13 protein-coding genes and 2 pseudogenes are annotated in these 21219 nt (G+C 63.9%); 11 read left to right on the top strand and 4 right to left on the bottom strand.

Features of this window, described 5'->3' with window-relative positions:
• The 10 genes from AC0L3I_RS35615 to AC0L3I_RS35570 form a co-directional block, all read left to right on the top strand.
• Nucleotides 1-864 (top strand): group II intron maturase-specific domain-containing protein (locus AC0L3I_RS35615; protein WP_473530065.1); only part of this gene is annotated, 864 nt, incomplete at its 5' end.
• Between the two features lie 117 nt (nucleotides 865-981).
• Nucleotides 982-1785 carry a nucleotidyl transferase AbiEii/AbiGii toxin family protein gene (locus tag AC0L3I_RS35610; RefSeq protein WP_473530064.1) on the top strand — a complete coding sequence of 268 codons (804 nt, stop codon included), beginning with the start codon at nucleotides 982-984 and terminating at the stop codon, nucleotides 1783-1785.
• Nucleotides 1782-2639, top strand: coding sequence for a DNA-binding response regulator (locus AC0L3I_RS35605; RefSeq protein WP_473530063.1), 858 nt, complete (start codon nucleotides 1782-1784; stop codon nucleotides 2637-2639). The genes AC0L3I_RS35610 and AC0L3I_RS35605 overlap by 4 nt, the downstream gene beginning before the upstream one ends.
• Complete coding sequence (locus AC0L3I_RS35600; protein ID WP_473530062.1) at nucleotides 2636-3214, top strand: hypothetical protein; 579 nt, start codon at nucleotides 2636-2638, stop codon at nucleotides 3212-3214. Before AC0L3I_RS35605 ends, AC0L3I_RS35600 begins: the two co-directional genes overlap by 4 nt.
• 1 nt (nucleotide 3215) lies before the next feature.
• Nucleotides 3216-6614 carry a UvrD-helicase domain-containing protein gene (locus AC0L3I_RS35595; protein ID WP_473530061.1) on the top strand — a complete coding sequence of 1133 codons (3399 nt, stop codon included), beginning with the start codon at nucleotides 3216-3218 and terminating at the stop codon, nucleotides 6612-6614.
• Between the two features lie 82 nt (nucleotides 6615-6696).
• Nucleotides 6697-7452, top strand: a complete 756-nt coding sequence (locus AC0L3I_RS35590; RefSeq protein WP_473530060.1) for a multiubiquitin domain-containing protein — start codon at nucleotides 6697-6699, stop codon at nucleotides 7450-7452.
• Nucleotides 7427-8599, top strand: coding sequence for a ThiF family adenylyltransferase (locus AC0L3I_RS35585; protein ID WP_473530059.1), 1173 nt, complete (start codon nucleotides 7427-7429; stop codon nucleotides 8597-8599). Before AC0L3I_RS35590 ends, AC0L3I_RS35585 begins: the two co-directional genes overlap by 26 nt.
• Entirely contained in the window at nucleotides 8599-9039 is a 441-nt protein-coding gene (locus tag AC0L3I_RS35580) for a ubiquitination-like system serine protease family protein (RefSeq protein ID WP_473530058.1), read from the top strand. The genes AC0L3I_RS35585 and AC0L3I_RS35580 overlap by 1 nt, the downstream gene beginning before the upstream one ends.
• 211 nt (nucleotides 9040-9250) lie before the next feature.
• Nucleotides 9251-11899: a PD-(D/E)XK nuclease family protein gene (locus AC0L3I_RS35575; RefSeq protein ID WP_473530057.1), complete on the top strand. Its 2649-nt coding sequence runs from the start codon at nucleotides 9251-9253 to the stop codon at nucleotides 11897-11899.
• Nucleotides 11899-15294 (top strand): UvrD-helicase domain-containing protein, encoded by a 3396-nt coding sequence (locus tag AC0L3I_RS35570; RefSeq protein WP_473530056.1) that lies wholly within the window; start codon nucleotides 11899-11901, stop codon nucleotides 15292-15294. Before AC0L3I_RS35575 ends, AC0L3I_RS35570 begins: the two co-directional genes overlap by 1 nt.
• Nucleotides 15295-15414: 120 nt before the next feature.
• Here AC0L3I_RS35570 and AC0L3I_RS35565 read toward each other — a convergent pair whose 3' ends face one another.
• Nucleotides 15415-16860, bottom strand: coding sequence for an ISKra4 family transposase (locus AC0L3I_RS35565; protein WP_473530055.1), 1446 nt, complete (start codon nucleotides 16858-16860; stop codon nucleotides 15415-15417).
• Nucleotides 16861-17714: 854 nt separating this feature from the next.
• Between AC0L3I_RS35565 and AC0L3I_RS35560 the strand changes: the two are divergent.
• A pseudogene (locus AC0L3I_RS35560) lies at nucleotides 17715-17891 on the top strand (NAD-dependent succinate-semialdehyde dehydrogenase); the annotation flags it as partial.
• 14 nt (nucleotides 17892-17905) lie between these two features.
• Here the strand turns inward: AC0L3I_RS35560 and ctlX are convergent.
• From ctlX to AC0L3I_RS35545, 3 genes and pseudogenes are all read right to left on the bottom strand, one after another.
• Entirely contained in the window at nucleotides 17906-18790 is an 885-nt protein-coding gene (gene ctlX, locus AC0L3I_RS35555; protein ID WP_473530066.1) for a citrulline utilization hydrolase CtlX, read from the bottom strand.
• Nucleotides 18791-19215: 425 nt separating this feature from the next.
• Entirely contained in the window at nucleotides 19216-20433 is a 1218-nt protein-coding gene (locus tag AC0L3I_RS35550; RefSeq protein ID WP_473530054.1) for an arginine deiminase, read from the bottom strand.
• Nucleotides 20434-20944: 511 nt separating this feature from the next.
• Nucleotides 20945-21146, bottom strand: a pseudogene (locus AC0L3I_RS35545) (IS630 family transposase); the annotation flags it as partial.
• Nucleotides 21147-21219: the final 73 nt, after the last annotated feature.

Below are 21219 nucleotides of genomic sequence, written 5' to 3'. Positions count from 1 at the left end.
ATCAAGTACGGAGCGGGAACGATCGAGCGGGATTGTCCGATCGAACTCGAAGTTACCTTTTGCGTTCAGGGAGTAATATCACCGCTGCTCGCCAACATTGCGCTCAGCGCGATTGAGGAGAGATATAAACGGTGGGTGCATCCTGATCTGACGGGGAGGTCTTCACGACAATCGATACTCTCGGCGGCATCGGGTAGACGTATGTGGGATCGCAAAGCAGGGCACTGCGTGTGTTTCCCCGTACGCTATGCGGACGACTTTGTGGTGCTGGTCTCCGGTACGCAGGAAGAGGCTATTGCGGAGAAATCCGCGCTGGCAAAATACCTGCAGGAGACGACAGGCCTCGAGCTGTCACCGGAAAAGACGAAGATCACAGCAATGACGGACGGGTTCGAGTTCCTCGGGTTCCGCTTCGTCATGAAATGGGACAGACGCTACGGATATTGTGCACGTGTACAAATCCCCAAGGCCAAGTCCCACGATCTCCGTCACAACGTCAAGGAGTGCACCGGGCGCACCAGCGCCAGAGGCACCCTTGGTGCAAAGCTTCAGGAGCTTAATCCCATCCTGCGCGGATGGGCGAATTACTTCCGTTTCTGCTACGGAGCCAGCAACGTGTTCACCAGCCTCGACTGGTACACCGGGGATCGGCTCTGGCGCTGGCAGCGGAAAGTTCGCCCAAACGCCAACGCGAGCGAAGTCGCAAAAGGCCGACAACGCAGCAGTCGCCGTCCGACGGTGAGACTGTGGCGCGATGGGTCCGTCGAGCAATATATGCTCGCATGGACTCCCGTCTGCCGGTTTCGTCTGGCGTGGATGGGAACGCCAAACTTCGCCATATCTTCTGGCGAGCCGGATGCATAACGAAAGGTGCACGTCCGGTTCTGCGAGGGGTGGTGAGAAACGGACCGCCGCAATGCGGCACCGCGCTTGCCACCTACTCTACATGTCACGGTGTTTCGGGACGATATCGGCGAGCCGGTGACCATCGAGGAACTCGACGCGCTGGGTGGAAAAAAGCGCCGGGCGCGCCTCGATGCGATCAAGGACGCTTGCCAAGCCTACATCAACGGCCCGCTGCGTGCTGAGTTGACCGTGATTCTGCAGAACCGACTCCTGGCCGCCGGCCTCGATGCCGACGCGGCACGGGTGGAAGCCGACGACGACGATCCCGACGGGCAGACGCTGCTGATCTGGTATCCCGCGGCGACGCCGCGATCGGATTATGTGCGGGCGGCGATCAAGATCGAGTCGGGAGCGAAATCGGCGCTCGACCCGAACCGCGAGGTGCCGATCAAACCCTATGTCGACGAGGATCTGCCGGCGCTCGACCTGACCGTGCCGGCCGTGCGCACGGTCGATCCCGAACGCACCTTTTGGGACAAGGTGGTCATCCTCCACGGGCTGCGGCGCTGGTTCGACAAGCGCGGAGAGTTGCGTGGGGGCGGCCAACGCGTGTCCCGTCACTATTATGACCTGCACCAGCTCGCCGCGACGCCGGTCGGCGCCGCCGCCATGGCTGAGACGGCGCTCGGCGCGGACTGCGTCGCGCACGCGCGGATGTTCTTCAATCGACCGGACTTTGATCTCGCGAGTGCCGCGCCCGGTTCTTTCGCGCTTGCACCGCATGACGCGATGATCGAGCAGTTGCACGTGGACTACAGAGCCATGCAAGGCATGATCTTCGGCGACCCTCCAAACCTCGAGGCCGTGCTCGACAGCATCGCCTCGCTCGAGACGCGTCTGAATAATAAGCGGGCTAACGAAAGCGGGGCGGCGCGGTGAAGCAGTTGGAGGAAGCTGTCGGCACGAAGCATGAGGCAGAGACGCGCCGCGAGGGCGAAGTGGCGATAACGCCGCTGCGCAAGCGGCGTCTCAGCGGCGAGCTTTACGAGCGTGACCCGAAGGTAGAAGCGCTCATCGCCGAACTGGCGGTCCTGCCGCGTGACGAGTTGATTGCCAGGGCTGCAATCACGAAGCGCTCCGACCCAGGCTACGTCCCAAGTGAATGTCTGGTGTATTTCATTCGCGCGAGCCGTCGTGACAATAACGAGGTGAGGTTTGAGCGCCTCTATCGGATACTGATTGAACGGGTGCTGCGCAGTTTGCCCAGGGCGGAAAGCTCTGATGGGAAAAATGAATCGCTGACGCGTGGGGTCGTGCGTGACAACGTGTTCGGCCGTTTCGTAGAGCTGCTTTCGGCGGATCGCGCCACCTATGTCGAAAAGCTCGACTACTTTGAAGTGCGCTTCGACGGCGCGGTCGCCAGCCTGCGGCGCGACGCGCAGGAGCAGGCCTGGCGTAACGAGAACCGTTCCCAGCCTCTCGCATATGACGAAGACAGCGGCGAGCTGTCCCCCGAGGTGGAGGCGGCCGCGGGGGCCTACGATCCTTTCGCCACGTCGGATTTTGACGATCCGGCTTACCGGTTGCGCCTGGATGCAGCGATTGAGGCTCTACCGACAGAACAAAGCAGGATCATTCACATGCTCAGACAAGGCTTCCCCATCGACTCGAAGGAGCCGGACCTCATGACCATCGCCAAAGCCTTAGGCCGCTCCGAAAAGACCGTCCGGACCTACCGCGACAAGGCCTTCGCCGCCCTGCGAGCCGCCATGGCCGACGGAGAAGAGCGGTGAGCCCCGCCGGCGAACGTCCATCCCGCGAGTCCGTGCTCGACGCGTTCGCGGTCGAGAGCGAGCGTGGCCGCTCGACCTTGGAACGCTATCTGCGGCTTTACCCGGAGTATGCGGCGGAGCTCATCGACCTCTCGCGCGAACTCGGCCGCGAGGCCTACGAGAACACCGCGCCGCTTTCTGCTGCCGATCAGGCTTTGATCGATGCGGCCTGGACCCGACACGCGACGGCCATGCCGACGGCAGCAGCCGACCCTTTCGGGGCGCTGACGGTCGATGACTGGCGCGTGGTCGCCCGGCGTCTGGACGTGCCCCGGCAGGTCGTGACCGCGCTGCGCGAACGGCGGGTCTCTCTCGTCAGTATCCCGCGAGGATTTCTCCAGAGGTTGGCCGAGGCGATAGGAAGCACCGTCACTCAGTTGGAATCGTCCTGGGGCTCGGCCCAGTTAGCCGGGGCGCGCAGCTATAAGGCCGACAGCAAGCCGGTGGTCGGCGAGCAGGGCACCTTCGAGCAAGTGCTTATTGATGCCGGCGTTCCGGCCGAGAGGCGCGCCCGGCTGTTGGCGGAGGCGGACTGACATGGACAGCGTGGAGCTCGCCAGGCAAGTCGCCGCCGAGCTTCACGCTCGCCTCGTCGCATCCGGCGCTGATCCCTGGTCGCCCTATGACTTTGCTGTCGCCGAGGCCAAGCGGCGGAGGATTGACGTCGAGCCGACGGCGGCGGGGGCAGCTGTGCTCAACGGCGGCCGCGCGACCTTTGTCGCCGCCGACGATCTGATCCTCCACGAGAATATCGGCTCTCGGTTTGAGCAAGCCTTCCTCGTGGCGCACGAGATCGGCCATGTCGAGCTTGGCGACGATCCTGATGGCGAACCGGCGCCGACGATTGACCCGGCCCGTGCGGCCGAGCCCTCGCCGGTCGGCATCGATCGGGTGATCGATTATGGGCGTAAGCAACGTCGCGAAGTTCAGATGGATCTATTTGCGCGCGAACTGCTGCTTCCCCGCAACGTCGCGCGGGCGCTCCATGTCGACGAAGGGCATTCCGCGTCCGCCATCGCCGCGAAGCTGGGTGCACCGTTCGACGTCGTCGCGCAGCAGTTGTTAGACGCTTTGCTGCTGCCGCCAATTCCGCCGACGACCGCCGCCGCTCATGTCGAGCGGCCGCTGAATCCACTGCAAGCCGCAGCGGCGGCGCATCGCGGCGAAGCCTATCTGCTCGAAGCGGGTCCTGGCACCGGCAAGACACAGACACTGATCGCGCGTGTCGAAGGCCTTCTGGAGGAGGATGTCGATCCGAGGCGTATCTTGCTGTTGACCTTCTCGAACAAGGCGGCGGGCGAGATGGCAGAGCGGATCGCGCGCAAGCGGCCCGAGGCGGCGGCCGCGATGTGGATCGGCACGTTCCATGCCTTCGGCCTCGATATCATCCGCCGGTTCCATGCGGAACTCGGCCTGCCAAAAGACCCGCGGATGATGGATCGGACCGAAGCGGTCGAACTCCTCGAAGAGGAGTTCCCGCGGCTGAGGCTCGCGCACTACCGCAATCTTTACGATCCGACCCAGATCATCGCCGACATGTTGGCCGCCGTCTCGCGGGCGAAGGACGAGGTGGCCGACGCCGAAACCTACGCCGCACTCGCCGGCGCCATGCTGGCGAAAGCGCAGGATCCTGATGCGCGCGAAGCGGCAGAACGTGCAAGCGAGGTGGCCCGCGTCTACGCGGCCTATGAACAGCTCAAGCGCAATGCGCATTGCATCGACTTTGGCGACCTTGTCGCCCTGCCGGTGCAACTGCTCGAAAAGAACGCGGCCATCTGCGCTGTGCTGCAGGCGCAATATGATCATGTCCTGGTCGATGAGTATCAGGACGTGAACCGCAGCAGCGTCCGGTTGCTGAGCGCGCTGCGGCCTGACGGCCGCAATCTCTGGATGGTCGGTGACGCCAAGCAGTCGATCTACCGGTTTCGCGGCGCCTCATCCTTCAATATGGCCCGGTTCGGCAAGGAAGACTTTGCCGGCGGCAAGCGCGGTCGCTTGAAGCGCAACTATCGTTCGGTGCCGGAGATTGTCGACAGCTTCTCCAGCTTCGCGGTCACGATGCGCGCGGGCGACGCCGACAGCGGACTCGAAGCGGAGCGGGACGCCAATGGGCATAAGCCCGAGTCGCGCACGGTGCAGCGCGCCGAGCAGCAGCAGGTTGCCTTGGCCGACGCGATCGAGGAACTCCGACGTGAAGGCTACGCCTATCGTGATCAGGCGGTGCTGTGCCCCGGCAACGAAAAGCTGTCGATGATCGGGCAGGACCTCGAACGGCTCGGCGTGCCGGTCCTGTTTCTGGGCAGTCTGTTCGAGCGGGGTGAGGTCAAGGATCTTCTGGCTCTTCTCTCGATTCTCGTCGACCGGCGCGCCATGGGCTTGGTGCGCATCGCCTGCTGGCCCGACTTCACCACCTCTTTCGCTGATGTGGTCGCGGTCTTCGATCACCTGCGGGCGGCCGAGCATGCGCCGGCGAGCTGGCTGCGGCATAGCGAGACGATCCCCGGCTTGACCGACGCCGGGCGGCAAACCCTTGCCAAGCTCGCGTCTGCGCTCGATGGATTCGATCAGACGGCCTCGCCCTGGACCGTGCTCGGGACGCTGCTGCTCGATCGCACTCGCATCGCGGCACACCTCGGGACGTCAGAGGACCTCGCCGATCGTACGCGCGGCATCGCGATCTGGCAGTTGCTCAACTTCGTGCGGGTGCAGCCGGCCGGGCGCGGACTGCCCATCACGCGCCTGCTCGATCGCGTGCGCAGGCTTGTCCGCCTGGGCGACGATCGCGACCTGCGTCAGTTGCCGGCTGCCGCGCAACATCTCGACGCGGTGCGCCTGATGACCATCCACGGCGCCAAGGGCCTGGAGTTCGGGGGCGTCCATATCCCGGGGCTCAACAGCGATACGATCCCGCGCACGCCGGCGCCGCCCTGCCCTGCGCCCGATGGCATGATCGCGGGCGCCAAAGGCAGCGCGATCGAGACATTTCGCGCTGGCCAGGCCGAGGAACAGGAGTGCCTCTTCTACGTGGCGCAGTCGCGCGCCCGCGATCGCCTGATCCTTTATGCGCCAACAGAGAAGAGCAACGGCCACAACCGGCCGCTTTCGCCATTCCTCGACCGTCTCGGGGCCACCTTGACACGCCGCTCGCTCGTGCCGGCGCGGCCGCTTCCGGTGGCGGCGGAAGCGCGCGGCGTCAACCTGGTCGTCGACGGACGGCTTAGCTTCGGCGCTTCGCAGATCGCTCTTTATGAATCCTGCCCGCGCCGCTTCTTTTATACCCATGTCCTGCAGGTTGGTGGGCGGCGGACCGCGACCGCCTTCATGCACTTGCACGAGGCGGTTCGCTCGGTGATCGAGGCGGTGATCGCGTCCGCCGGGCCCATGACCGAGCAAGCGCTGGAAGATCAGACGGACGCGGCGCTTGCCGGCGAGGGGCTCGCCGACCACGGCTATAGCGCTGAATTCCGTGATCTCGCCTTGGCGATGCTGCGCTACTTTTTGTCGAGCCGCGCTGGGGCGGTCGCCGAAGCCCCGGTCGCGGTCAGTGTGATGCTGGACGGGGAAGAGATCCTTGTGCGGCCGGACGAGGTGCTGGTGCGGCCGGATGGCGTCCGCGCCGTGCGCCGCGTCCGCACGGGTCACATCCGCTCGACCGAGAGCAAGGATGTCGGGGCCGCGGCGCTGATCCTGGCGGTCGAGCAGGCCTTTCCCGGCGCGGTGGCGGAGCTGGTCCATCTCTCCGACGGCCAGGTGTCCCCGCTCGCCTTGTCGAAGCGCGAGTGGGACGGACGCAAGGGCAAGCTCGCCAAATTTCTCGGCGACATCCGGGCCGGCCAGTTCCCGGCCGAGGTCTCGACGCGCACCTGCCCGAATTGTCCAGCCTTCTTCATCTGCGGGCAGACGCCTGACGGCCCCTTGCAAAAAAAGTTCGCCTGACCTTACCGGTCGGCGGATGTCGCCCCGATTGGACCCTTAGAGCCGTGGCGTTGCCGCGGCCAGAACCTAAGGACCCAATCTTATGAACACCGAAGAACTTCTTGATTACGACGATCTCGGCGACGCCCTGCGCGAAGGCCGGGCGCTACGTCCGGCGCGGGGGTATCGCTTCCTCCTCGCGCAGGGCGATCTCAACTTCCAGTCCCGCCAGGTGAGCGATCCCGTGCCGCTTGGCCGGCAGTTGCTCGAGGCCGCGGCACTGGACCCGCGGGACGGCTTCAGCCTTTTCGCGATCCTGCCCTCGGGCGAGTTCGAGGATGTGCGGCTGGACGAGCCGTTCGACCTGCGCGAGCGCGGTGCCGAGCGGTTCATCGCGTTCCTGACGGACCGCGACTTCAAGCTCACCCTCAACGACGACGACCTGCGATGGGGCAAGCCCGTTATTAGCGGCATGGTGCTCTACGGCCTCGCCAAGCCCGGCGAAGGCCAGGGCGTCTTCCTCGAGGTCTCCGGCGGCGAAGACCGCCTGATCGAGCCCGGCGAGCTTATCGATCTGAGCCAGCCCGGCATCGAGCGCTTTATCACCGCGCCGAAGCCGCCGGCGACGTTCGAAATCATCGTCAACTCGCGACCGCGCACGGTCAACACCCGCACGGTCACGTTCGAGCAGATCGTCCAGCTCGCCTTCCCGGGCCAGCATGAGCCGAACATTGTTTTCTCGATGACCTACCGGCACGCGGCGTCAACGCCGCACGCGGGTGAGCTCGGGGCCGGCGGCTCGGTTGACGTCAAGAAGAAAGGCACGGTGTTCAATGTCACGCGAACTGTTCAGTCGTAATCCCGACCTCAAGCGGCTGCGGGACGAAGGCTACTTCGTCCAGCAGAAGGGCGGTCATCTCGTCATGCGCGAGGTGCCCTATGTCGATGCGCACCGGCAGGTGCGCATCGGCGCCCTCATCTCCAGCCTCACGCTGGCTGGTGATCGGACCCGAACGCCCGACACCCACGTCGTTCACTGGGACGGCGACTTCCCTTGCCATGCCGATGGAACGCCGATCCAGGGTATATCGCATGCGGCCGGCGCGTTCGACCTCGGCCACGGCCTGAAGGCGACGCACGCTTTCTCCAGCAAGCCGGACGGCGGCTACACGGACTACCACCATAAGATGACGAGCTACGTGAACATCATCGCCGGGCCGGCCGCGGTGCTGAAGCCCGGGGCGACGCCGCGCACTTTCCGCGAACCGGAGCCGGAGGAAGACAGCGTCTTCAACTACGTCGAGACCGCCTCCGACCGGGTCGGCATCGGCGCCCTGACCGAGCGGTTCGTCAAAGAAGTGGTCGCCATCATCGGCGGCGGCGGCACCGGTGGCTACATCCTTGACTTCGTCGCCAAGACGCCGGTCCGCGAAATCCGGCTCCTCGACAGCGACGAGTTCCTGACCCACAACGCGTTTCGCGCGCCGGGCGCCCCGAGTCTGGAGGAACTGCGAGAGGCACCGAAGAAGGTCGAGTATCTGAAACGCATCTACAGCCGGATGCACCGGAACATCGTGCCCCACGACGTCGAACTCGGCGCCGACAACCTCCACCTTCTCGATGGCGTCACTTTTGCGTTCCTGTCCCTCGACGCCGGCGATGCCAAGCGGTTGATCGTGGAGAAGCTCGAGGCGATCAGCGCGTCGTTCGTCGATGTCGGTATGGGTCTTGAGCTCGACGATGGCTCGCTCGGCGGCATTCTGCGGGTGACTGCGAGCACGCCGGACATGCGGGATCACGCGCGGCAGCGCATCTCATTCTTCGGCGGCGGCGCAAAGGACATCTACGCGTCCAACATCCAGGTCGCCGATCTCAACGCCCTGAATGCCGTCCTCGCGGTCATTAAGTGGAAGAAGATTCGCGGGTTCTATCGCGACCTCGAGCACGAGCATCACTGCACCTACACCACCGACGGCAACATGCTGATCAACGGGGACCTTCCGTGATGCGGCACAAGCGCCTCGATCATCGTTTCGTCGAACACATCCCCGAGCGCTTTGAGGCAGGCATTCTCTATGTTTCGATGGAATATGCGACATCAGCCCACAGCTGCTGCTGTGGTTGCGGCGAGGAGGTTGTCGCGCCCTTCACGCCGACGGACTGGAAGATGACGTTCGACGGCGAGACCATTTCGCTTCGTCCGTCGATCGGCAATTGGACCCTGAAGTGCCGGTCACACTATGTGATCGACCGCGGCAAGGTGATTGAAGCTGGTCCTTGGAGCGACGAGCAGGTCGAAGCCGAGCGTCGCCGTGATCGCGTTGTCAAAGCGCGCTTCTACGGGCAGTCGCCGAAGGTCGAATCTTCCGCTCAGCCCGCGCTACCAAAGCCCGCACCAGGTTTCTGGCGACGCCTCTGGAGCCGCATATCTGGTCGACCATACTAATAAACTTGTGGATTACATTCCATCCGAAGCATCTCGCCCGGTACTCTACTGTCGAACTGCTATTGAGAGCCTCTACGAATGAGTCCGTCTTCGCAAAAACTAAGCCTCGCGACAGATGCCCCCGCACAACTGTTACGCGCTCGCCAAGCAGCAACACCGGCTCTGAGCCGGCGCCAGACAAATCCTAGCCTCGGAAGGAATGCAAACCACTATGGCCATCGCGAGCCGATCCACCTTGGTCGTTCATGGTCGCCTCGCCATGCGGGAAGGCCGCCTGGCGGCAGCCCGCGAAGGTCGTCATGGGCTGCAGGTCATGTCCTTCGAGCAGGCGGCCGTCCGGCTCGCCGGCGGTTTCGCGCGGCCCATAGACGATGAGAGCCTGCGCGCCGCCATCCAGGCGGTCCTGCCCGCGACGCCGATGGGCGAGCTGGAGAGCATCAAGTCGCTCCCCGGCATGATCGATGCGGCGGCCGACACGCTATACAAGGCCTGGCGCGCTGGTATCGACCTTGCGGCGCGAGCAGCCGACCATCCGCGCCTCGACGCCATTGCGCGCCTGGAAGCGGCCGTCCTCGATCGCCTTCCGCCCGGTATGATGCGTCCCGTCGACATCGTCGCTGCCGCGACCGCCCGCATCGGCCATGCGCCGGCTGTCATCGGGCCCATGGAGATCATAGGCCTTACCGAACTCTCGCCCTGCTGGAGACCGCTACTCAGGGCCCTTATCGCATACATACCCGTGCAATGGACGGCTCGATCGAGGAGCGTTCCCGCGTGGCTGGAAGCCACAGGCGTCAACGTCTCGCGCTCATCGGCGGAAGCGCCGGGAATCAGCGCCGTCAGCGCGGCGACAGCCTATCACGAGGCCCTTGAGGCGATGCGCTGGGTGCGAAGCCTGCTCGCCTCGGGCGTGTCGCCCTCGGAAATCGCCATCGCGACCGCGTCTCCCGCCGACTATGACGATCATTTCTTGGCCCTGCGCGCCGACGCCAATATCGACCTCCACTTCGCCCATGGCGTCCGGACCGTCACCACCCGTGAGGGACAAGCGGCCGCGGCGCTGGCCGACATCGTCGTTCGCGGCCTGTCGCAGTCGCGCCTGCGCCGACTCGCGGCGCTGTGCCGGGACACCGGCCCCTTCGTGCCTGATGGCTGGCTCCGTGTACTGCCGACAGAAGCCCCCCTCTCGACGCCCGGCGCCTGGAGCCGCCTTCTGGCCAAGCTGATGCCGGAAGATTGGCCCGACGGCGCGGACCACACCCCGGCGCTGGGCGCGGCGGTCGAACTGCTTGCGAAAGGACCGGACGCCGCGGCGGAGATCGGCGAGGCCTTCCTCAAAGGTCGGGCACTCGCGATCTGGCGCAAGGCGCTGCTCGCCGGACCTGGCGCCTCAATCGACGCAACGCTGGAAACCCTGAAGCAGGAGGATGGGCTAGAAGCGTGCGTCTCCGTCGCCTGGATGCCGGCCAGCGCGCTCGCGGCGTCGCCCCGCCGCTTCGTGCGGCTGCTGGGGCTGAATTCCTCGCGCTGGCCGCGCGGGATCGCCGAAGACCGGCTGATCCCCGACCATATCATCTCGACCGCCGTGCTCGATCCGCTGCCGGTGAGCCTCGCCGATCGGCGAGACTTCGAGACGATCCTCGCCACGACGGCCGGCGAAGTCGTCCTCTCGCGCGCCCGGCGCGACAGCGACGGGCGCCTCCTGGGACGAAGCCCGCTGCTCGCCGGGCATCGCGAAGAAATCTACCTCCGCCGCAATGCCGTGCCGGTGCATGCTTTCAGTGAGACCGATCGTCTCATGGCCCGGCCACAGGACTTCGCAACCGATCCGCAGGCGGTCAGCGCGCAAAGCTGCTGGCGAGATTGGCGGCGTCCCGAAATCACAGCCCATGACGGTCTCATCCGGGCGGATCATCCACTCATTCTCGCCATCCTCGACCGCACTCAGTCGGCCAGTTCGCTCCGGCGTCTGCTGCGCAATCCGCTGAGCTTCGCCTGGGTTTATGCCTTCGGCTGGCGCGCGCCGGAAAGCAGCGCCGAGCCGCTCGTGCTCGACGCACTCGGTGTCGGCGACCTGGTCCACATGGTTCTCGACGGTGCCTTGCGCGATCTCGAAGCTGCGGGCGGCCTCGCTTCCGCCGACGCGGACGCGGTTGAAGCGGCGGTTGCCCGGGCCGCGCAAGCTGTCGCCGCCGACTGGGAAAGCGAGCGTCCTGTCCCACCGGGTGTCATCTGGGGGCGGACCTTGGACGACGCCCGCTTGATGGCGGGCCGCGCCCTGTCCTACGGCGACGATCATCTGCCAAGCGCTCGCTCCTATGGCGAGGTTCCCTTCGGCGGCTCGGAGCCGAAATCCGAAGCAAAGATGCCGTGGGATCCGAGCGCGCCGGTCACAATTCCCGATACCGGGTTCAACATCGCCGGCTATATCGACCGGCTCGATATCTCGGGTGACGGCAGGCGCGCGCTCGTCCGCGACTACAAGACCGGGCGACCACCGCGAGGCGACATCCGGCTGAATGGCGGCCGTGAGCTTCAGCGCTGCCTCTATGCCTTCGCGGTGAAAGCGCTCCTCGGCGATGACGTCGCCATCAGCGCCTCGCTGCTCTACCCGCGTGAGCCGATCGATCTCCAGCTCGACGATCCCGAGGCCGTGCTCGCGGAGATCACGGGCTACCTCCGAGTGGCAAGGACCAGTCTCGCCGGTGGCGCGGCGCTGCCTGGCCCCGACACCGGCGGCGACTATGACGATCTCGCCTTCGCTCTGCCTGCGAACGCCAGCGCCACCTATTGCAAACGTAAGCTCCCGGCCGCGACGGAACGGCTGGGCGAAGTCGCTCGGATCTGGGAGGCGGAATGATGAGCAGCGTATCCAAGGTACTGAAAGATGACGGCGCCCGCCGCGACGCGATCAGCCTCCATGACCGGTCGATCCTAGTCGAGGCAGGCGCCGGCTCGGGCAAGACCGCCGTCATGGCCGGGCGCATCGCCGTCATGCTCGCCGAAGGCGTTTCGCCGCGCTCCATCGCCGCCGTCACCTTCACCGAACTCGCCGCGAGCGAGCTGCTTTACCGTGTCCGCGAATTCGTCGCCGATCTCTCGGCCGGCGAGATCGCCGCCGAACTGCGCGTGGCGCTGCCCGACGGTCTATCCCAAACCCATCGCGACAATCTCGCCGCCGCGGGCGCCGCGATCGACGAAATCACCTGCTCGACCATCCACGGCTTCTGCCAGCGCCTGATCAAGCCCTATCCGGCCGAGGCCGACATCGACCCCGGCGCCGGCGTCATGGATCGCAACCAGGCCGATCTCACCTTCCTCGAAATTGTCGACGGTTGGCTGCGTGAGCGCCTGTCCGGCGATCACGGGGGAATCATCGCCGAAATGGTGTTGCATAGCCCCGGTGAAACCGTGGCGCTCGTCCACAAGATCGCCGAGAATCTGCGTCGGCGCCGCAACCTCGTGGCGCCGCCGGTCTCCCCCGTCGACGGCCATATGACCGCGTTCCGGCAGGCCGCGGCGGATTTCGCGGCCTTCATGCGCGGGACGGCGGCGACCGAGCCGGAAACGGTCGCGATCGTCGAGCTGCTGGTCGAGATGGCGACCGCGCTGACGGCCGGTCCCGATCCGGCGACGCCCTCGGGCTTGGTTGGACTTTTGACCTCGCGTCCCCACCCGAATCTTTGCACCAAGGCAGGTGCCTTCGCCTCCTATCGTAAGAAGGGCAAATGGGCTGCCGCGGCAAAGCAGGCCGGCCTTTCCAAGGCCGATGGTGATCGGCTGAACGACGCAGCCGATATCCACTACACCGCTTGCTGCGACGCTTGGCTTTCGCTTCTACAAACCGCTGCCAGCCAGGTTCTGGCGGCGCTGATCAAAGAGGCGCGTCCGATACTGCAACGCTATCGCGCCCACAAGCGCGCGAGCGCCCAGCTCGACTTCGACGATCTGATTTTCGCCGCGCGTGATCTGCTGCGCGACCATGACGATGTCCGGCGCGCGCTGGGACACCGCTTCGCCCATGTCCTCGTCGATGAGTTCCAGGACACCGATCCCCTGCAAGCCGAGATCTTCTGGCGGCTCTGCGGCGACCCGGTCGACAGCGATGACGATTGGACCCGGTTCCGGATCCGGCCCGGGGCGCTCTTTCTGGTCGGCGATCCCAAGCAGGCGATCTATCGCTTCCGTGGCGCCGATGTCGGCGCCTATGTGCGGGCCCGCGACGCCTTTCGCGCCCAGGATCCCAACAGCCTGCTGTCCATCTCCACCAATTTCCGCTCCTGCGCGTCGATTCTCACCTTCGTCAACGCGCGCTTCGAGACCGTGCTGTCGGCTGATGGCCAACCCGGATTCACGGCTCTCGACCCGTTTCACGACGATCCCGGCGACGGCCCGTGCGTCGCGGCCCTCGACATCGCTGTCGCCGACGAGAACGGCAAGGCCAGCGCCGAGCAGCAGCGCGACGCCGAAGCCGATGCCGTGGCCGAACTGTGCGCGCGCGTGATCGGCAGCCAGCCCGTCATCGACCGGCGCAGCGGCGCGGAACGTCCTTGCCAGCCGGGCGACATCGCGTTGCTGGCGCCGACCGGCGCCGAACTGTGGCGCTATGAGGAAGCGCTGGAGCGTCGTGGCATTCCGGTGGCGACACAGGCCGGCAAGGGTCTCTTCCGTCGCCAGGAGATCCAAGACCTGATTGCGCTGACCCGCGTTCTCGCCGACCGGCGCGACACGCTGGCGTTCGGCGCGCTGCTGCGCGGCCCGCTGGTCGGCCTCACCGAAGAGGAACTCCTGGACATCGTCTGCACGCTGCCGCGTTCCGAGGAACAGCCCGACCGGATTCCCCGTCTCGACCTCGGCGTCGATCCCGCCGCCATCGCTCATCCGCTCGCACGTGAGATCATCGAAAAGCTGCAGGCGCTCTACCGCCGCAGCAACGGCACGACGCCACACCAGCTTCTCTCGCAGGCTGTAGACGTGATGCGGATTCGTCCCCTCCTTCTCGAGCGTCATCGCGGCCAGGCCGAACGCGCGCTCGCCAATGTCGATCTCTATCTGAGCCTATCGACGGGCTACGCCGTGCGCGGCCTTCGCGCCTTCGCCGAGGCGATGACCGCAGCCTGGACCGACGAAGCGCGCGCCGTGGAAGGCCGGCCCGACGCGCAGGAAGAAGCAGTCGCGCTCTTCACCATGCACGCGGCAAAGGGCCTCGAATGGCCAATCGTCATCCCCGTCAACACTATGACAGGCGTCATGGCGCCCGACAGCGCGGTGATCGACCGCCAGACCGACACATTCTATTGCCCCGTCCTTAGTGTCGCGCCAGATGGCTATGAGGCCGCGCGCCAGGCGGAAAAAGACGAGTTGGATCGCGAACGCATCCGGCTCTGGTATGTCGCGGCGACGCGCGCCCGCGAACTCCTCGTTCTGCCCCGGCTCAATACGACACCCTCAAAATCGGCCTGGATCGGCCTGCTCGATCTATCGTTGGCCGATCTTCCCGGCCTTGATGTCTCGCATCTGCCGCTCGGCGAGGCGATCGCCGGCCCTGCCGCGGGCAACTCCCAGACGCGCGACATCTTTGCTGCCGAGGCTGCGGCCATCGCCGACCGGCAGACGCGCCTCGTCTGGCTGGCGCCGAGCCGCGACGAGAACACTTCCGGCGCGGTGCTTCGGGAAGAAGAGATCGGAATCTGGATGAGCTCGGGCGATGATCAGCCGCATGAGCTTGAGGACACGGTCGCCGTTCAGGGTGGCCGCGAACGCGGGCTAATCCTCCATAAGCTCATGGAGGAGGTCCTGACCGGGGAACCCGATCCAGCCTCAGCTGCTCTCACCGAACGTGCCAGCGAGCTCATCCGAGCGCTCGGCCATTCGCCGGTCGCCGATCCGGCAACGGGTCTTTCAGCCGAGGAACTGGCGGGCTGTGTCGTTCGGACCCTGGCTCGGCCCGAGATCACGGCATTGCGCCCGGCGCTTCTGGCCGAGTTTCCCGTCTTCGCCGCTCGCGTGGACCATGGCGAGGAGACAGCCACCGTCGGTATCGTGGACGCGCTGACCCTGACTGGCGAGGGCCGCCCCGGCGTCGTCGTCGACTGGAAGAGCGACGTGAAGCCCGATCCCCAAACGCTCGATCACTATCGCTCGCAAGTCCGCGCCTATCTCGACATGACCGGCGCCGATCGCGGACTGATCGTGCTGATGACGACCGGTGCCATCATCACCGTCTCGCCCTCGGCCCAGGCCATGGCCGCCTAAAACGAGGGGCGATCGATGGCGTCACGCGACCGCCCGCGCACGAAAGGGGCCGAGCTGTCACTTGGCACTTAATTATGAGAATGCCATACAAACGATTCGAGACCGGTAATTTCTCTGGGGTCAGGCGGCGCGTAGAAGAGGCGGTTTGGGCTTGAATATTGGAGGCACGTTCAGTTCTGGGTGTCGGAAAGGCGCCCGCAGCCGGTTGCGAAGTTCGCCATTGATCTCCGCCGCCCGGACCTGCATGAGCATATGCGCACCGTGAAGCGACCAGCGCATCTGCTGCTTCTTGACCATACGTTTCCCGACGACTGAGTTCACCGCCGACTCGGCGAGAGTGGTGGCGACGCGAAGCCCGGCCCGGTAGCGCTTTCCATAGTTGACGATCGCGCCGCGGTTCGAACGGACATAGGTCAGGAGCTGCTCCCCGAGGCTGTGAAGCCGCGCGATCGAGAACGCGCCTTCCTTCAGTCTTGCTAGATGTTGCTCCAGGTCGCGGATCGCGCGGCCGACCCGCCCATGCCACAGACGCCACTTCACGGCTCTGATGTCCCTGTCGATGGTTGGAAGCGCTTCAAAGGGGCCTGATCGGGATCGTACGATGTGATCGGCGATCTGCTGCATGGGCTGGATCTTCATGGCAGTATGAAACCAGTCGATGATGTGGGTCGTTGGTTTCGGCATGGCGCGGGGCAGCCGCTTTAGGATTTCGGCCCCGTCCGAGATCACCGTCACATCCCCAAAGCCGCGATATCCGACTTCCTGGAGAGAGTGAAGAGCACGATCGCGGATTGCCTGCTGGTCGGTGCTGCCGGTGACGAAATAGCGACCGCCCCTTTCGCCCCGTCCCCCGCGGCCGCATCTGGCCACGACGAGCTCGAAATTTCGCGCCGAATGTTGGTCAGCGCTACGAACGTGCGCCGTATCAATGCTGATGACGAACTCTTTGCGCCGATCTCCGGGAAGCTGCATCTCAAGCTGGCATCGGTCATCCGTTTGGGACCTCGCCCGCCAAGTTTCCTGCATGACCTGGTCGTCGAGCCGCTTGCCGATCCTGATGGTACGCTTGCGCACGGTCGCATGCGTCTCAGTCGGTTCAGTGGGCAGGAAATCGGCCAGCACCTTCGCCGCCTGCCGGTAGGGCAGCATGCTTCCTAGCCGCGCCGTCAGTTCCATCAGCTCCGGTGTCGCTCGATCGGAACAGATTTCCTTCAATGGCGCAAAGGCAACGACCATGCCGGGGTAACAGTCCCGGCACATCATCCAGCGAGGATTGCGAACCTCCACCGTGCCGAAGACGGTTCTGATCCGTCGCGTCGTGTAGTCCTTGACCGGCCGAAACGTATGGCAATCGGGGCAGACACGACGAAAGAGGGAATAGGTATTCGCCTCATGGTTCACGACCGCGCTCTGCAGCGCTACCATGATCTTCTTGCCATCGTCGATCGACAGGCCAATCTCACCGTCGTACAGGCGCTCCCAGCTCTTGTCGATCCGGACTTCCCGGCGACAAACGTCGCCGAACTCGTTCTTCCCCTCGATCGTAACCGTCCATTCCACCGCCATCGCTTTGTCTCCGATCAAAACGATGATGATGGAATGCTCGAGCCTAACAACCCGTGTTTGACCCCAGAGAAAGTACCGGTCTCCGCTATTCCGTCAGATTCCATGTGACGTGAATTGCCATCGACGTCCTGGCGGAGCACCCACGGCAGGCGCCGCTTCCAGCGTTCACCTCGCGGCAAAGGAACATCTTTCTGCCACCGCTTCTTGTTTCGGGTCCGTCTGTCTTCAGTCGGTGCGTTCGATGCCTCCGGCATCGGCGCTTCCTCAACGATGAAGCACGTCTCTCATGGCGGCAGCGACGGCACGAAGACAATCAGCGCCAACCTGATGGCCGTATTTGTTGCTTCGAAGGTTTTCGATAGCCGGTGAGCTGACGACTTGGACGCCAAGCACACTTGCAGCCGAACCTCATCTCTCCGCTTGGGCCCACAAGAAGCGGCGCTCAGCCGGTTAGAACGGGGCGAAGTGACCCTAAGCTACGGTAGGACGGACGACCTACTCGCTTCATGCGTCCTCCCAAGCGGCGGCCCCCTTTTTTCTAAGAACCTCTTTGCCGCCGCAAAAAATAGTCGACGTTAAATTTCGAGTGTTTCGGCTTGCCGGAAATTAGGGTCTCGGTGGATAAATCCGCATGGCTTTTCGGGTGGTGCTGGCAGGACGTCGATGCGCGGGCGTGGATGGACCAAGGCGTTGCGTGAGGACGACGCTCGTCAGGTGCGTGCGCGCATTGCGGAACTGGAGCGCGACCTCATTGCCACCACACCTCAAGGGACGCCATCGACGTTTCGAAGTCGGACTTGAGCTTCGCAACCGTATCGAAACAGCCTCTCTGTCTCAACCCGGGAGCTTGATCGATGTCCGCGCATTTTGCCTGCACGAACCGCCATGAAGCGCTCGACCGCCTCGCCGACCGTCGGCTGCTGCGCGCGCTCGCCCGTGTCGACGGCCACTGGACGGCGAGCGAGGCTGCCGAAAGCTTCGAAGTCACCGATCCGGCCAGCGGCGCCACCGTCGCCTTCGTTGCCGCAGTGGGACGGACCGCTTTTTAACCCCGAGGCGTGAGGTGCACGCCGGCGATGGTGCATCGCACGGAACCGCCGGCCCGCTCGACGGTAGGAATTGCCAGCGGCAGCAGCCGCGCGCTCTCGCCGATGATATCGATCTGTTCCGTCGTCAATGCCAACAGTGCGGTCGTCGACAGGGCCAAGATGCGCCCGTTCTCACCCAGGAGCTCAATCGCATTGCCTGCAAACTTCTCGATCTGTGCGTTGGTGAGCCCGATTACCCGGCGACCGGCGCGTTCGAACCGATGGACGATTTCGCGCCGTCTCCCTGGTTCAGTGATCATGTCGAGCCCGATCATGGCGAAATTGGTTGCGACGCACATCAGCACGTTCGTATGATAGATGTCGAACCCGCTGGGATCCTTCGCCGAGAACAGCACCGGCTCAAAACTGAACTGGGCACAGAACCTTTCAAGTGCGATTGGATCGGTGCGCTCAGATCTTACCGCATAAGCGACCCGATCGATATGATCGAGTGCCATCGAACCGGTACCTTCCAAGAAGAGCCCGTCCGGCTCAAGGCCAGAATAGTCGATCACCTCCTGCACCCTATATCGGCTCTTCAGCATGTCAATAATATCGCTCCGGCGCTCACGGCGGCGGCTTAAGGCCTTCATCGGGTAGATCGCCACGTAACCCCCAGCGTGGGTTGAAAACCAGTTGTTCGGAAACACTGAATCCGGAGCGTCGCTGTCCTCGCCCTCGAACAAATGCACCGTTATGCCCTGCTCTTGAAGGAGCTCAGCGGCGCGCGTGATCTCCGCATAGGCGAGCGACGACAGATCACCAGCATCAACATTCGATATTTGAAAGCGATTATCGGCCGCGGTCTCGGTATTGACCGTGAAACGATGCGGACGGACCATAACTACTGCAGAAGGGGCCTGAGCGGAGAATTCTGAACGTGCTACCACGGGAAAGACTCCGATCGGGTTAGTGAGCGCGTTGGAGCATGCCGCAGGGGCCGCTCATGTAGGTCATCGATCATGTGGAGGCGCTGGCAACATCCTTTCCGGAAAGCCGCTCTCGTACTAGCGTGGCGCCGAAAAGCCCTCGGTTTCGAAGCCGACGCTGTCGAACAGGGGAGTGTCGCATGTCGCCGACCTGGTGCCGTGCCAGTCACGACGCTGAGAGTCTATGTTGTTTGGTTGTCGGTGGTGCAGGAGCGGATATGCCTGCCGGTTCCACGGCCGCTTCCGCAGACCTGCAGGAGACGACGTTGAGCCCGAAAATCCTCAAGTTTGCGGATGGTTTTTGCTGTGCCTCGCGAGTCGATGTCATGGTGCATTGGTCAGATCGGATCGCGTACCAGTGGGCAAGTCATGCAGTGCCCGCCGCCACGGCCGCGGCTGAGTTCCGCACCCTCGAAAGTGATCACTTCCACACCGGCGCGCCTCAACAGCGTATTCGTGTATACGTTGCGTTCGTAAGCAATCACAACGCCCGGCTCGACGGCAATGACATTGTTAGCGGCATCCCATTGCTCTCGCTCGGCCGCGAAGCTGTCACCACCGGTCTCGACAGTACGGAGAGCCTTCAACCCCAGCGCCTCGGCCACTACCGATAAGAAGGGTCTAGTCTCCTTAGTGACATCGAGCACACCCTCAGCATTGTTCGGTCGCAGCGAAAACGTCTTGAGTTGCTCAATGACCTGCGGGTAGACCGTCACGAGGTCGCGGTCGCAGAAGGTGAAGACTGTGTCAAGATGCACAAACCTGCGATTCCGCGGTATCTGTGCTGCGATGACGCGGGTCACATCCTTCATCGTGAACAAGCGGCGCGCCAGTGCCTCGACTGCCTGAGGTGTGGTTCGTTCGCCCATTCCAATCAGCACAACACCGCCGCCGACCGGCATCACATCTCCGCCCTCGAGACTGGAAGCGGGGTCTGTTCCACCGGGCACCAGGTAAGTGAAGCTGGCCTCGCGAAACCGCGGATGGAAGCGGTAGACCGCCTCGACATTCGCAGCTTCCGGCTGTCTGGCGGGCCAATACATAGCGTTGACCGATACACCACCATAGATCCAACAGGAGCTGTCACGTGTGAAAAGCTGGTTCGGCAAGGGCGGGAGGACGAAATCCTCCGGCACCAGCGTTTGCCCCGTCAGGCTCCGCGGTACGAACGGCATCTCCGAAGCCAAAATCCCGCTGACCAGAAAGGTCGCGAGTAGATCAGGAGAAATCTCGTCGAGCCAGCCCCGCAATTCATCGACCATGTCTTGCCCGACAGCGGAAGGATTGACGCGACGGTGGAGGAGCCAGCGTCGCGCTTCCGGCAACGCCATCGTTGCAGAAAGCAGTTCGTCCAACGAGTGAACCAACACGCCACGGTCGCGCAGGGCCCCCACGAACATATCGTGCTCCTGTCCGGCGCGCTCCACCCAAAGCACGTCGTCGAAAAGAAGGCCCTTGCAGTTCCGCGGTGTGAGACGGTGGAGGCTATGGCCTGGCCGGTGCACCAGTACTTCTCGCAGCCGGGCGACCTCGGAATGCACACCTAAGCTCATCATGGGAGCTGCATTGCCCTCAGAGTGGGCCGATGGCGCAGGTCCTGTCTCGTTGACTGCAAGGCAATCGCGCCAAGAGGGCGGTCATCGTGAGATCGGCCGGAACGAAGGCGCTCCCCCCGCTCGCGTCCCCGCCCAAAGTTGCAAGAGGATGCCGCGTAGATTGAGGACATCGCACATTGGGACGTAAGCAAAATGCACGTCGCCCGGTGTCGCCGACGAGCCGCAGAATAAAGACCCGCCTGCACCGGATTTGGCGGTCGCCTGCAACTGTTCGAAGAATCTCGTGGTGGTGGAGCCCTCAAGCAAATCATCGGCACAGACATCGAACGGCCCTCCTCGTAAACGTCACCGTCTAAACAGCAAGAGCAATGCCAAGCGAAAAAGCGATGTAATTTCAATGCTGTGCTTGTATTTTCTGTTCTGCCTGTCCGTTACGGGTCAAAGTTTTGTCAGCTTTTGACAAAAGAGGATCCAACTGGGTGCAAAAGGCACGATTTCTCACGTGCGCGGGCTTTTTGAACGTCCAGCCGTGCCCGCGCAACCAGTGCTGCGGCCGAGCGCACCGACCGCTCGACTGCCAGCCGCTCCACCATCTCGTTCAGCGTGATGTCCTTGCGCTCCTCGATCACCCCGACGATGAAGACCGCGTGTGCATTGAGGACTTGAACCGCCCGCTGTCCCTGCTGCCGTGGTGTGCGCTCGCCAATCTTTGACCCGACTTGAACAGTAGCGGCGGAACAAGCTGGCAACTGGCTCTGTAAGCTGTTGATTTTGCTGATGCGGGTT

The organism is Mesorhizobium sp. WSM4840 (assembly GCF_055811755.1).
Note: the sequence above shows the minus strand (reverse complement) of the source record. Positions and strands in the feature narration are given on the sequence as shown.

Coding starts and splice junctions, on each gene's coding strand:
- AC0L3I_RS35595 (WP_473530061.1), top strand. CDS start 3,216: ATGGACAGCGTGGAGCTCGCCAGGCAAGTCGCCGCCGAGCTTCACGCT.
- AC0L3I_RS35590 (WP_473530060.1), top strand. CDS start 6,697: ATGAACACCGAAGAACTTCTTGATTACGACGATCTCGGCGACGCCCTG.
- AC0L3I_RS35585 (WP_473530059.1), top strand. CDS start 7,427: ATGTCACGCGAACTGTTCAGTCGTAATCCCGACCTCAAGCGGCTGCGG.
- AC0L3I_RS35580 (WP_473530058.1), top strand. CDS start 8,599: ATGCGGCACAAGCGCCTCGATCATCGTTTCGTCGAACACATCCCCGAG.
- AC0L3I_RS35575 (WP_473530057.1), top strand. CDS start 9,251: ATGGCCATCGCGAGCCGATCCACCTTGGTCGTTCATGGTCGCCTCGCC.
- AC0L3I_RS35570 (WP_473530056.1), top strand. CDS start 11,899: ATGAGCAGCGTATCCAAGGTACTGAAAGATGACGGCGCCCGCCGCGAC.
- AC0L3I_RS35565 (WP_473530055.1), bottom strand. CDS start 16,860: ATGGCGGTGGAATGGACGGTTACGATCGAGGGGAAGAACGAGTTCGGC.
- ctlX (WP_473530066.1), bottom strand. CDS start 18,790: ATGGTCCGTCCGCATCGTTTCACGGTCAATACCGAGACCGCGGCCGAT.
- AC0L3I_RS35550 (WP_473530054.1), bottom strand. CDS start 20,433: ATGATGAGCTTAGGTGTGCATTCCGAGGTCGCCCGGCTGCGAGAAGTA.